The sequence below is a fragment of the Amycolatopsis sp. NPDC034160 genome (genome assembly GCF_055575355.1).
The window spans coordinates 15,528-27,649 of record NZ_JBVISU010000009.1 but is presented as its reverse complement, the minus strand read 5'-3'; the positions used below and the strand labels follow the sequence as shown (position 1 = coordinate 27,649).

Genomic DNA, 12,122 nt, shown 5'->3' with positions numbered 1-12,122 from the left:
GGCGCGGGGAACGGGCCTTCACGCACTTCAGGATTCCCCGAGGTAGGCGGAGTGCAGGGTGCTGGGGGAGTCCAGCAGGCCTTGCGCCGAGCCCGCGTAGGTGACGCGCCCCGAAGACACCACCAGCGCGTCGCTCGCCACCCCGAGCGCCAGATGCGTGAACTGCTCGACGAGCAGGATCGCCGCGCCTTCCTCGGCGAACCGGGTCACCATCGGCAGCAGCCGGGTGAACACCACCGGCGCGAGCCCGAGTGACATCTCGTCGATCAGCAGAAACGACGGCCGCGCGGCGAACGCGCGGGCCAGTACCACCATCTGCTGTTCCCCGCCGCTGAGCAGCGCCGCCGGTGAGTCGCGGCGTTTCTCCAGTTCGGGGAACAACTCGAACAGCTCGTCGGCCCGCGTGCGGGTGCGGGCGGTCAGCATCAGGTTCTCCAGCACGGTCAGTCCGCCGAACACCGCGCGACCCTGCTCGATATGCGCCAGACCGCGCCGCGCGCGGGCCACGCGCGACTGCTTCGTGATCTCGTCCGGTCCGATGTGGACGGTTCCGGCCGAGGCGGGGACGACGCCGGAGACCGCCTCCAGCAGGCTGGTCTTCCCAGCACCGTTGGGTCCGACGAGCGCGGTGATCCGGCCCGGCTCCATGGTCAGGTCGACACCGGAGATCACCGGCCCGGCCCCGCGGGTGACCGTCAGTCCCGCTATCCGCAAAGCGTTCACAGCAGCTCCGTTTCACCCATGTACGCCTTGAGTACGGCCGGATCGGCGAGCACTTCGGCCTGCGGGCCGGAGGCCAGGACACGGCCGAAGTCGAGGACGGTGATCGTGTCGCAGACCGACCGCACCAGGTCGAGGTCGTGCTCGATGAGCAGCACGGACACCCCGAAGCGGGCGGGAACCTGCCGCAGCCGTTCCCCGAACGCGACGTGCTCCTCGTGCGGAAGCCCTGCGGCCGGCTCGTCGAGCAGCAGAACCCGCGGCCGCGCCAGCAGATGCCCGACGACCTCGACCAGCCTCCGCGCGCCGACGTCCACTTGCGACAGCGGCGTGCGGGCGGCGGGGCAGCCGAAGAAGTCCAAGGCGTCCTCGATCTCGTCGGCGGTGAGGCGACGCCTGGCGAGGAACTTCAGGTACGCGCCGACCGTCAGACCCGGCGGGACACGGTCCTGCTGGAACGTCCGGCGCAGCCCGGCGCGGGCCCGGTTCGACGGTGACCCGGTCAACGGCTTGCCGCCGAGTTCGATCACGCCCTCCGCGTCCGGCAGGAATCCGCTGATCGCGTCGACCAGCGTCGACTTGCCCGCACCGTTGGGACCGATCACCCCCAGCACGCCGTGTTCCGGCACCACGATGTCCACTGAGGACAGTGCGGCCACGGGTCCGAAGTTCACGCTCAGCCCGCGCACGGTGAGCACCGGCGGCCCGGGCGCCTTGGACTCGATGTCCGCGGTTCCGGAAGCGAGATCGAGTTTCGCGGGTTCCTTTTTGGACCGCCGATACCAGACCTGCCGCACCGTCGTGCCCAGGTTCCCGCCGCTGGCCAGTGCCTGGACGCCGAGCACCCCGAAAACCACGAAACCCCAGTCCTGCGGGATTCCCCAGCGTTTCAGCAGCTCGGGCACGCCGACCCACAACACCGCGCCGAACACGGCCATGTCGATCAGATGCGCGCCGGACATGATCGCCAGCACGTACAGCGCCAGCGATTGGATCGCGGTGAAACTCGCCGGGAAGGCGAGCCCGACCTGCCCGGTGAGCAGGCCGCCGCTGATCCCGCCCAGGGTGGCGCTCACCGCGAACGCGGTCAGCTTCGACGACCGCACGCTGGTGCCGGCGGCCGCCGTGCCGCGTTCGGAGAACGCCACCGCCTGCCAGGCGCTGCCCCAGCGGCCGCGCCGCAGGAAGTACACGGCCAGGCAGCACAGCACCAGCACCACCACGGCGAGCAGGAAGTAGGACCGGTCGTCGGAGAAGGCGTCCGGCCGCTCGACCGAGATCCCGCCGGAGACGCCGGGGAACTGCAGTTGCACCAGCGCGAGGTCGGCCGCGGCGGCGAGCCCCAGCGTGACGACGGCGAGGTTGATCCCGCGCAGCCGCAACGCCGGGAGACCGACGAGCACCCCCACCACTCCGGCGGCGAGACCGCCGAGCAGCAGCCAGGTGAGGAACCCGCCGGGTGCCTGTGCCTCGTTCAGCGCGGACACCGTCCAAGCGCCGACAGCGCCGAAGGTCAGCTGGCACAGGGAGATCATGCCCGCGCTGCCGGTGACCACACCCAGCCCGAGCAACGAGATCCCGGCGACCACGGCACTCATGCCCAGGTAGACGAAGTACCCGTCGAGCCCGGCGCTCAGGCCGTATCCGGCCGCGATCGCCGCCAGCGCGATGACGAACGGAAGCCCTCGTTCAGCGAGCCGCATCCCACACCTCCTTGCGCTGCGACCACAGCAGCAGCGCGACGATCACCGCGAACGGCAGGAAATACCGCACCACCGAAAGGCCGTCGACCTGTGCGGCCGCGCCCTGGATCAGGCCGAGGCCCAGTCCGCCGGCGACCGCGAGGTCGAGACGGCGAAACCCGCCGAGCAGGGCCGCGGCGGCGGCCGGGACCACCAGCATCGCCAGCGACGTCGCGTCGTTCGACTGCGACGGCGCGACGATCGAGATGACCAGCGTGCTGACCACGCCGGTGACGGCCCAGACCGCGATGCTGAGCCGTTTCGCCGGGATGCCCAGCAGTTCGGCCGTCGTCGGCCGTTCCGAAAGGGCCCGGAGCTGGACTCCCGCCGATGTCCGGCCCAGCACGATCCGGCTGGCCACCGCCACCAGCACCGCCAGCGCGACCGTGACCACGGTGACCTGACTGATCACCACCCCGCCGACGGTGACCGCCGGACCGTCGAGGATCGGGTGGAACGGCTGTGGTTTGTTGCCGAACAGGATGAACGACGCCGAGATCAGCAAGAGCAGTACCGCCACGGTGACCGCCGAGCGGGTGCCGGTGTCGGCCTCGGCGAGCCAGGTGGACACGATCCAGCCGAGCAGCGCGCTGAGCAGCCCGCCGAGCAGGATCCCCGCCACCGTGGCGAGCCAGGTCGGCACTCCCCAGTCGACGGACAGGAACACCGCCACGTAACAACCGAACATCCCGGTGGCCGACTGGGCGAAGTTGACCACCCGCACCAAACGCGACATGAGTGTCAGGCACACCGCCAGTACCGCGTACAGTCCGCCGGCGGCGAGGCCTGCCAGCGCTCCCTGCAGCATCGAATCCTCCAGTGTGGGGGGAGGGGAGAAAGGGAAAGGGGGATAGGGCAAGTGGCCGTCCGGTCCGGGTGGTCGTGAGTGGCGATTCGGGTTAGAACCCGAATCGCCACCCCCGACCCACACGAACCGCCAGTTCACCCGCATCCCATTGATTTCTGGGAACCCCCAGCCAGTCGTTCGCCACGAGCTCCCATTTGTTGGTGCCCGAGGCGAGCTTGATCGGCCAGCCCGAGGTGTTGTCGTGGTGGGCTTTGCCGGGCCCGAAGACGTACGGCGTGCCGACCATGGGATCGCTGATCGGCTTCATTTCGCGCAGTGCCTTGGTCACCGACTCGCGGGTGATGTCACCGGTGATCCCGCGGATCACGTCGAGGAAGTACTTCGCCGCCAGGTAGCCGCCCTGGCTGAACGACGTCAGCGGGATGCCGTTCTTCGTCATTAGCTCACGCCAGTCCTTGTTCTGTGAGCTGGTCGCGTCGGTGAACGGGTAGAACTCGGCGGGCACGTACACCCCGGCACCGGCGTTGGTGATGGCCTTGGCGTAGTTCTCGCTGTAGACGCTGGTCAGCAGCAACCACGTGACGTCGTTCCACCCCTGCGCGGCGGCGGCCTTGAGCTGCCCGATCGAATCCGGCTCCACCGGGTTCACCGTGATCGCCTTGCAGCCGGCGTTGCGGGCCTTGACGATGTAGGAGGTGTAGTCGGAACCGCCGTAGGGCACGGTCGCGTCGAGGTACTTGAGCTTCTTGCCGGTGATGGCCGACCACTCGTCGATGGCCGCCTGATACGACGGCAGCGTGTTGCCCGCGATCTCCAGCAACGCGCAGATGTCGTTCAGCTTCAGCGTTTCCGAGCCGTAGAGCAGCGTCAGCGTCATGTCGTGGTACGGCCCGACGTTGACCGGGGCGATATTGGGACTGGTGAAGCACGCCGGGTCCACCCCGATGCCCTGCATGGACAGGATCTTCTGCTGCTCGTAGTACTTGTTGTTGATCTCGCACTCGATGAGGCTGGACGAGCCGACCAGCGCCACGGCCTCGTCGCGGCCGACGACCTCGCGGGCCGCGGCCGCCGCGGCTGCCGGATCGCCCTTGTCGTCGAGGGCCTTGTACTGGATCTGTCTGCCGTTGACACCGCCGCTCGCGTTGGCCGCGTCGAAGACCGCCTTGGCCGCCTGGGAGGCCTCGGGGAAGGTGGCCGCGCCGCTGAGCGCGTTGACCGAGCCGACCACGATCGGGCTGGTCGAACCGCTTTCGGCTCCGGCGCAGCCCGCCGTGCCGAGCAGGACGGCGGCGGCGAGGGCCACCAGACCCCGCGCGGGTTTCACCGGTTCTCCATGGCGTTCACCACGGGCACGGAGTCGACGATCTGCTCGAACGAAGTGACCTTGCCGCCGTCGAACTTCCACACGTGTGCGACGCGCGCGGTGAACGAGCGGCCGGTCTGGCGGTGTTCGCCCTGGTAGGTGCCGATGCCGATCACCGTGTCACCGGCGTCGAGCAGGTCGCCGAGGGTGAAGGTGTAGCCCTCCCAGTCCTTCGCGATGGCGCCGAAAACGTTGTCCCGGACCTCCTCCGGGCCGGTGTAGGTTCCGGCGTAAGGGAAACCGGCCGCCTCCGTCCAGGTGGTGCCGGGACCGAGCGGGGCCAGCATGCCCGCCAGGTCGCCCCGGTCGCTCGCGGCGTAGTGCGCGGCGATGGTGTCTAGATTGGACACTTGAAGCTCCTTCAGACTGGTTGCGCGTCGGGGTAGGCGACGGCGCCGAGTGGGTAGATGTGCCCGCCCGCGCGGGAGTGCTCCGACCGGCCGTCCCCGGTCAGGCCGAGGAAGACGCCGGTGGTCTTCAACGCGTAACCGAGGTCGTGCAGCCACACACTGGCCACGGCGATGCGGAATTCACGGAAGCAGAACAGGTAGAGACCGTCCTGGAACTTCCACACCGTCGACAGGTCCATGTCCCCGTGGCCGCGCTGCACGCCTTCGAGGCACTGCCAGGCATAGCGCTGGGAGGACACGTACACGTGCTCGTAGAGGTGTTCCGGGCTGTAGCGGTAGACGTTGCGCTTGCCGATCAGGTCGCGCGACGGCCCCGGCACCTCGCCGGTCGGCGTGCCCGCGCCGGTGGTGCCGGACCAGAACGTCTGCGAGACACAGGGAACGCCTTCGACGTCCTCGGCGCCGATCACCGAGCGCACGGCCAGCGCACGATGTGTCGTCGTGGAGAACACGACGGTGAGCGCTTCACCTTCCACGCTGGTGTGTGGGAGATTGACGAAGAAGACGTCTTCCCGGACGGCGACCGCGTCGTACGGGTCCTCGATACCGTTGCAGGTGACGGTTTCCGCGTCCTCGAACCGCAACGCGAGCGTCGTCCCGTCGTCGAGGGTGACGGTGAGCTCGCGACCCGACAGGTCCGCGTTCGGCAGGCGGTAGGTGGCTATTCCGGCGGCGAACTCGTCATAGGTGCGCCACTGTTCCTCGGGTGCTTCGGACATGCGGTCATCGTCGGGGCGACCGCCGGGGGAGGGCCAGCGCTCACGCGCTGGGCGGCAACAACCGATCGCTCACGGTCAAGCCACGGCGCAGTTCGCTCGGCGAGCGGCCGAATTCCGTCTTGAAGACCCGGCTGAAGTGCGGCGCGTCGACGAAACCCCACTTCGCCGCGATGGCGGCGACGGGCCGTGAAGCGTGCACCGGGTCGAGCAGTTCGCGACGGCAGTGTTCGAGGCGCCGGGTGCGGATCCAGCTCGAGACGGTCGTGCCCTGTTCGTGGAAGAGACCGTGCAGATGCCGGGTGGAGATGTAGTGCTCCGCCGCGATCTGCGCCGGGCCGAGGTCGGTGGAGGACAGGTTCGCGTCGATGTAGGCGAGGACGCGGCGCATCAGTTCGTGATGCGGTCCGGCGGTGGCGCGGGCGAGGTCGAGTTCGCTGGCGAACAGGGTGGCGAGCAGGTCGACCGCGGTGTGCGCGAGCCGGACACCCGCCGGCCCGCCGAGCTGGTCGAGGTTGCTGCCGAGCTGCGCGAGGAACGGCACCACCACGTTGCCCATCCCGCGTTTGCCCGACATCGGGACCGCGGTCAGCTGACCGACCAGGTCACGGGGGAGATCGATGAGCCGCTGCGGGAACATCACCACGAGCGTGCGGAAGTCCTCCTCGAACGCCAGCGTGTACGGCCGGTTCGTGTCGTACAACGCCACGTCACCGGGGCGCAGCATCGCCTCGCGGTTGTCCTGCACCAGCAGCCCGGTCCCGGACAGGATCAGGCTGAGCTTGTAGTAGTGCCTGTCCGCCCTGGCGATGAGCTCGGGCGTGCGCTCGACCACGTGTGCCGAGGCGGTCACCTCGGTCAGCTGTACCTCGTCGGCACCACACGAGCGGATGCGGCCGCGGAAGTGGTCGCGGTGCTCGCTCGTCACGTGCAACGGCACGAAGGATTGCGACACCACCGTGCGGAAATCGGTGAAATCTCGCGCGACCGTGGTGGTGGTCGGGTCGGCGGTGGCGGTGGTCAAGACGTCACCTCGCAGCATCGGGGGGTGAATTTCATATACGATAAGCGATACGATGCTGCCGGGCAATGACCGCGAGAAGGTCAGTCGGCGAGGCGGAACAGGAGGGTCCTCGGGTCCACGTCGACGGCTACCACCGTGCCCGTTTCGTAGCGGCCGACGTCCTCGGTCAGCAGCCGGGCACTGAACGGCGTCACGCCGGGGCCGGTGACGACGAAGTCGACGTCGTCGGCGGGAGTGCTCACTTCACCGACCCAGATCCGTTTCCTGGAAACGACTTCGGCGGTCGCGCGGACCCCGGCCCGGTCGAGCGCGCGGTGGACTTCGCGGGCCCTGGCGTTCTGCCGCAGGTGCGCGGCTACCGTGGCCAGCCCGCCGATCGTGAACACGGCGCCCATGGCGACGACGACCAGCCGGTCGTCGTCGGCAGGATCGAACCGGGTGCTGAGCCAGAGCAAAGCGGGCCCGATGAGAGCCATCACGGTCATGAAGAAGCCCATCAGGCACCCGAAGCCGGTGAGGGCGGGCAACTCCGGGGCTTCCACCCCTTGGCGGGCCGGAGTCGTCGTCACCGGCGCGACAGTAGTGACCGGTCCTCGTGACCGGTGCGGTAAAAATGCCGGTTCGGGTCGAGCGGGGAGGCGTCGGTCTCGTGAGTGGTAATGACGGTTCTAACCGTCGTTACCACTCACGAGAGCGCGGCGGGCAGTGTTTCGAAACCGCGCAAGATCCGGGTCTGCCGCCGCCGCGCGCCGTCCAGCAGCCGCAAATCCGGGAACCGCTCGAAGATCGACCGCAAACCGATCTCCCCTTCCATCCTCGCCAGCGACGCGCCGAGGCAGTAGTGCCGCCCGGCGCCGAAGGACACGTGGTCCCGCGCGTTCGCCCGGGTGACGTCGAAAGCGGACGGGTCGTCGAAGATCTCCGGGTCCCGATTCGCGCCCGCGAGGACCGTGCTGACGATCGCCCCTCGCTCGACGGGCGCTCCGCCGATCTCGGTGTCGCGCGCGCACAACCGTCCGGTGAGCAGGACGGGCGGGTCGTAGCGGAGGACCTCGTCGACGGCGTTGCTCCACAATCCCGGGTCCTCCCGCAGTTTCCGGAGCTGGTCCGGATGCCGGGTGAGCAAGGCGATGCCGTTGCCGAGGAGGTTGACGGTCGTTTCGAAACCGGCCGCCAGCACCAGTCCCGCGGTGGCCTTGAGTTCCCGCTCGGTCAGGCCGACGCCGTCCTCGCGGGCGGCGATCAGTTTGCTGAGCAGGTTGTCCCCGGGATTCGCCCGCAGTTTCTCCAGATGTTCCGTGAGCCAGGAGTCGAACTCGGCCAGTGTCGACTCCACGGTCCGGAAGGTCCGCCACGGCAGTCCGAGATCGAGGCTGGGGGCCGCGGCCCCGCCCAGCGCGAGGACCTTGTCCCGTTCTTCCAGCGGAACACCGAGGATCTGGCTGATGACGGTGACCGGCAGGAGCCCGCAATAGGACTCGACGAGGTCGGCGGGGTCCTTCGGGTCGAGGCCGTCGAGCAGTTCGTCGGTGATCGCCTGCGTGCGCTCCCGCAGTTGCTCGACCGCGCGAGCGGTGAAGACGCGCGTGACCAGTTTCCGGTAACGCGTGTGGTCCGGCGGTTCGCTGGCGAGCAGCGACGGCGGTTCGATCGGATGGATCAGCCCGGACGCCGACCAGGTAACGAGCCGGTTGAGCAGCGGGTTGTCCGGAACGAAACGCACCGTCTTGAACGCGTCGCTGGTCAGGATCTCCTTGCACGCCGCGTGCCGGGTGGTCACATGCCCGACCCGGGTGGTGGCGATGGCACCGTGCGAGCGGATCTCGTCGAACAGCCCGGTCAGATCGGCCCCGCCGCTCGCTTCGACGGACAATCTGCCCTGGAGATCACCCCGGCGAGCCGCGGCCCGCAGGGCCACCCGGGGGATCGCGTGGCCGAGGCTCCAGCGGGTGACCGGTTTGGCGATCTCCTCCGCCCGGCGCAGGAAGGTCCGGGCGGGAGCGGTCTTGAGTGCGAACATCAGGACTCCGTCCGTGCAGGTCCTTCGACGGTAGCGGAACGACGTGTCAGTATCGACCCGTCCGGATATCTGCGGACGGGCTCGCCCCTCGGTAATGTTCTGCACTTCCGGCGGGCCGGGGAGTGCTTGTGGGCGGCTACGGGTTCGACATCGCGCTGGTCGCGGTGCTGGTGGTGCTCAACGCGGTGTTCGCGGGCAGCGAGATGGCGCTGATCTCGTTGCGCGAGGGGCAGTTGCGGGCCTTGGAACGGGACGGCCGCGCCGCCGCCCGGACGCTGGTGCGGCTGGCGCGCGACCCGAACCGCTTTCTCGCGACGATCCAGATCGGGATCACGCTCGCCGGGTTCCTCGCCTCGGCGACGGCGGCGGTGTCCCTCGCCGAGCCCGTGGTGCCACTCTTGGGTTTCCTCGGCAACGCCGCGCCGGCTGTGGCCATCGCGCTGGTGACGATGGTGCTCACCTTCCTGACCCTGGTGCTCGGCGAGCTGGCGCCCAAGCGGCTGGCCATGCAGAACGCGCTGCGATGGGCGTTGCTGGTGGCGCGTCCGCTGACCTTGTTGTCGGCGATCTCCCGGCCCGCGGTGTGGGCGCTGAGCGTGTCGACGAACTTCGTCGTGCGGATGCTGGGCGGACGGGCGGAAGCCGATCCGGATCAGATGTCGCCCGAGGAGCTCCGGGAACTGGTGTCGGCGCAACGCGGGCTGAACGCCGAGCAGCGCATGATCATGAACGGCGCCTTGGAGATCCACGAGCGACGGCTTCGGGAAGTGCTCGTCCCTCGGCGGGCGGTCCTGACGCTCGCGGTGGAGCAGGACCTCGAGTCGGCGCGAAGGCAGTTGGCCGATTCCGGCCATTCCCGGGCGCCGGTGGCCCGCGGCGGGCATCTGGACGACGTCGTCGGCGTGGTGCACCTGCGCGATCTGCTCGACGACCGCGAAGAACTCGCCGACGTGGTCAGGCCGGCGGTGGTGTTCCCCGATTCGCTGCGGGTCTCCGACGCGCTGCGTGGTTTCAAGGCCGAGCGGGAGCAGATGGCGCTGGTCGTCGACGAACACGGCGCGGTCGCGGGAATGGTCACGCTGGAGGACCTGCTGGAGGAGATCGTCGGGGAGATCTACGACGAGACCGACCGGGACGTCCTGGCCGTCCGGGACGGCCAGGACGGTTCCCTGGTGCTGCCGGGTACCTTCCCGGTGCACGACCTCGTCGACATCGGTGTCGAACTGCCGGACGCGCCGCCGGGGGAGTACGCGACGATCGCGGGACTGATCCTCGTGCTCCTCGGCCGGATCCCCGAGAAACCGGGTGACCGGGTGGTGGTCTCCGGCTGGACGGTCGAAGTGCTCGGCGTCGACCACCACGCGATCACGCGGGTCGCGCTGCGCCGTGGACCGAACGCGGAGCGGTGAGTTGCGCCGGGCGGCCTCCGTTGGCAGCGTGCCCGGTGTCCACCACGAAGGAAAGGTATCCCGATGCCGCAGGACCAGCCGGATCTGAAGCCTCGTTCCCGCGACGTGACCGACGGCCTGGAGCGTGCCGCCGCCCGCGGCATGCTTCGCGCGGTCGGCATGGGCGACGACGACTTCGCCAAACCGCAGATCGGCGTGGCGTCGTCGTGGAACGAGATCACCCCGTGCAACCTGTCGCTGGACAGGCTGGCCAAGGCGGTCAAGAACGGCGTGCACGCGGGCGGCGGTTACCCGCTCGAGTTCGGCACGATCTCGGTGTCCGACGGAATTTCCATGGGGCACGAAGGCATGCACTTCTCGCTGGTGTCGCGGGAGGTCATCGCGGACTCGGTCGAGACGGTGATGATGGCCGAGCGGCTGGACGGCTCCGTGCTCCTCGCGGGCTGTGACAAATCGCTGCCGGGCATGCTGATGGCCGCGGCCCGGCTCGACCTCGCCTCCGTCTTCCTGTACGCCGGTTCGATCATGCCCGGTCAGGTCGACGGCAAGGACGTCACGATCATCGACGCCTTCGAGGCCGTCGGCGCCTGTCTGGCAGGCAAGATCACCCGTGCCGAAGTGGACAGGATCGAGCGCGCGATCTGCCCCGGCGAGGGCGCCTGCGGCGGGATGTACACCGCCAACACGATGGCGTCGGTGGCCGAGGCACTCGGCATGTCGCTGCCCGGTTCGGCCGCCCCGCCCGCCGTCGACCGGCGCCGTGACGGGTTCGCCCACCGGTCGGGGGAGGCCGTCGTCGGCATGCTCCGCCAGGGCATCACCGCGCGGCAGATCATGACCATGGAGGCGTTCGAGAACGCCATCGCCGTCGTGATGGCGCTGGGCGGCTCGACCAACGCCGTCCTCCACCTGCTCGCGATCGCGCGTGAGGCCGAGGTCGACCTGCGCATCGAGGATTTCAACCGCATCGGCGACAAGGTCCCGCACCTGGGCGATCTGAAGCCGTTCGGCAAGTACGTGATGAACGACGTCGACAAGGTCGGCGGCATCCCCGTGGTGATGAAGGCGCTGCTCGACGCCGGGCTCATGCACGGCGACGTACTGACCGTGACCGGCAAGACGATGGCCGAGAATCTCGAAGGCATCGCGCCCGCCGGTCTCGACGGGGAGATCATCCGCCCGCTCGACCGGCCGATCCACAAGACCGGCGGGCTGACCATCCTCAAGGGATCGCTCGCGCCGGAAGGCGCGGTCGTGAAGTCGGCGGGCTTCGACGAATCGACGTTCACCGGGACCGCGCGGGTCTTCGACGGCGAACGGGCCGCGCTCGACGCGCTCGCCGAGGGCCGGATCGTCGCCGGGGACGTCGTCGTCATCCGCTACGAAGGGCCCAAGGGCGGGCCGGGGATGCGGGAGATGCTCGCCATCACCGGCGCGATCAAGGGCGCCGGACTCGGGAAGGACGTCCTGCTCATCACCGACGGCCGGTTCAGCGGCGGCACGACCGGCCTCTGCGTCGGGCACATCGCGCCGGAAGCGGTCGACGCCGGGCCGATCGCGTTCGTGCGAGACGGGGACCCGATCACGCTGGACGTCGCGAACCGGACGCTCGAAGTCGAGATCGACGACATCGAGGCGCGCCGGGAGGGCTGGACCCCCAAGGCACCGACGTACACGCGCGGAGTGCTCGGCAAGTACGCGAAAGTCGTCCGGAGCGCCGCGCACGGAGCCGTGTGCGAGTAGGCCGCCACCCGCCGCGAGTGCCTCCTGGCTCGTGAGTGGTAATGACGGGTGAGGCGTGGGTCGGGTCGGTCGTGAGTGGCGATTCGGGTTCTGACCCGAACCGCCACTCACGACCACCTGGACCGACGGGCCCACGACGACGGCCTCTCGTCCAATCCACGGTG

The 12,122-nt window shown here is 69.1% G+C and carries 11 protein-coding genes; 2 read left to right on the top strand and 9 right to left on the bottom strand.

Features of this window, described 5'->3' with window-relative positions; all coding sequences use genetic code 11:
- Positions 1–27: 27 nt before the first annotated feature.
- From ACZ54P_RS19450 to ACZ54P_RS19410, 9 genes are all read right to left on the bottom strand, one after another.
- Positions 28–723, bottom strand: a complete 696-nt coding sequence (locus ACZ54P_RS19450; RefSeq protein WP_465462940.1) for an ABC transporter ATP-binding protein — start codon at positions 721–723, stop codon at positions 28–30.
- Positions 720–2,423 (bottom strand): branched-chain amino acid ABC transporter ATP-binding protein/permease, encoded by a 1,704-nt coding sequence (locus tag ACZ54P_RS19445; protein WP_465462939.1) that lies wholly within the window; start codon positions 2,421–2,423, stop codon positions 720–722. The genes ACZ54P_RS19450 and ACZ54P_RS19445 overlap by 4 nt, the downstream gene beginning before the upstream one ends.
- Positions 2,410–3,270, bottom strand: a complete 861-nt coding sequence (locus ACZ54P_RS19440; RefSeq protein ID WP_465462938.1) for an ABC transporter permease subunit — start codon at positions 3,268–3,270, stop codon at positions 2,410–2,412. Before ACZ54P_RS19440 ends, ACZ54P_RS19445 begins: the two co-directional genes overlap by 14 nt.
- Before the next feature lie 91 nt (positions 3,271–3,361).
- Entirely contained in the window at positions 3,362–4,597 is a 1,236-nt protein-coding gene (locus tag ACZ54P_RS19435; RefSeq protein WP_465462937.1) for an ABC transporter substrate-binding protein, read from the bottom strand.
- Entirely contained in the window at positions 4,594–4,986 is a 393-nt protein-coding gene (locus tag ACZ54P_RS19430; protein ID WP_465462936.1) for a nuclear transport factor 2 family protein, read from the bottom strand. The genes ACZ54P_RS19435 and ACZ54P_RS19430 overlap by 4 nt, the downstream gene beginning before the upstream one ends.
- A gap of 11 nt (positions 4,987–4,997) precedes the next feature.
- A complete protein-coding gene (locus ACZ54P_RS19425) occupies positions 4,998–5,765 on the bottom strand; it encodes a MoaF C-terminal domain-containing protein (protein WP_465462935.1) in 768 nt (255 codons plus the stop codon).
- 40 nt (positions 5,766–5,805) lie between these two features.
- On the bottom strand, positions 5,806–6,804 hold the full coding sequence (locus tag ACZ54P_RS19420; protein WP_465462934.1) for an AraC-like ligand-binding domain-containing protein: 999 nt from the start codon (positions 6,802–6,804) through the stop codon (positions 5,806–5,808).
- Positions 6,805–6,866: 62 nt separating this feature from the next.
- Positions 6,867–7,355 (bottom strand): hypothetical protein, encoded by a 489-nt coding sequence (locus ACZ54P_RS19415; RefSeq protein ID WP_465462933.1) that lies wholly within the window; start codon positions 7,353–7,355, stop codon positions 6,867–6,869.
- Between the two features lie 116 nt (positions 7,356–7,471).
- Positions 7,472–8,806, bottom strand: coding sequence for a cytochrome P450 (locus ACZ54P_RS19410; RefSeq protein WP_465462932.1), 1,335 nt, complete (start codon positions 8,804–8,806; stop codon positions 7,472–7,474).
- 128 nt (positions 8,807–8,934) lie between these two features.
- On the opposite strand from ACZ54P_RS19410, the gene ACZ54P_RS19405 reads away from it, so the two are divergent.
- Both ACZ54P_RS19405 and ilvD read left to right on the top strand, forming a co-directional pair.
- Entirely contained in the window at positions 8,935–10,215 is a 1,281-nt protein-coding gene (locus tag ACZ54P_RS19405; RefSeq protein WP_465462931.1) for a hemolysin family protein, read from the top strand.
- A 63-nt stretch (positions 10,216–10,278) separates the two neighbouring features.
- A complete protein-coding gene (ilvD, locus tag ACZ54P_RS19400; protein ID WP_465462930.1) occupies positions 10,279–11,958 on the top strand; it encodes a dihydroxy-acid dehydratase in 1,680 nt (559 codons plus the stop codon).
- Positions 11,959–12,122: the final 164 nt, after the last annotated feature.

What these genes read in the sequence shown, in the direction of transcription:
- ACZ54P_RS19440 (WP_465462938.1), bottom strand. Translation starts at nt 3,270, where the DNA reads ATGCTGCAGGGAGCGCTGGCAGGCCTCGCCGCCGGCGGACTGTACGCG.
- ACZ54P_RS19445 (WP_465462939.1), bottom strand. Translation starts at nt 2,423, where the DNA reads ATGCGGCTCGCTGAACGAGGGCTTCCGTTCGTCATCGCGCTGGCGGCG.
- ilvD (WP_465462930.1), top strand. Translation starts at nt 10,279, where the DNA reads ATGCCGCAGGACCAGCCGGATCTGAAGCCTCGTTCCCGCGACGTGACC.
- ACZ54P_RS19410 (WP_465462932.1), bottom strand. Translation starts at nt 8,806, where the DNA reads ATGTTCGCACTCAAGACCGCTCCCGCCCGGACCTTCCTGCGCCGGGCG.
- ACZ54P_RS19420 (WP_465462934.1), bottom strand. Translation starts at nt 6,804, where the DNA reads ATGCTGCGAGGTGACGTCTTGACCACCGCCACCGCCGACCCGACCACC.
- ACZ54P_RS19425 (WP_465462935.1), bottom strand. Translation starts at nt 5,765, where the DNA reads ATGTCCGAAGCACCCGAGGAACAGTGGCGCACCTATGACGAGTTCGCC.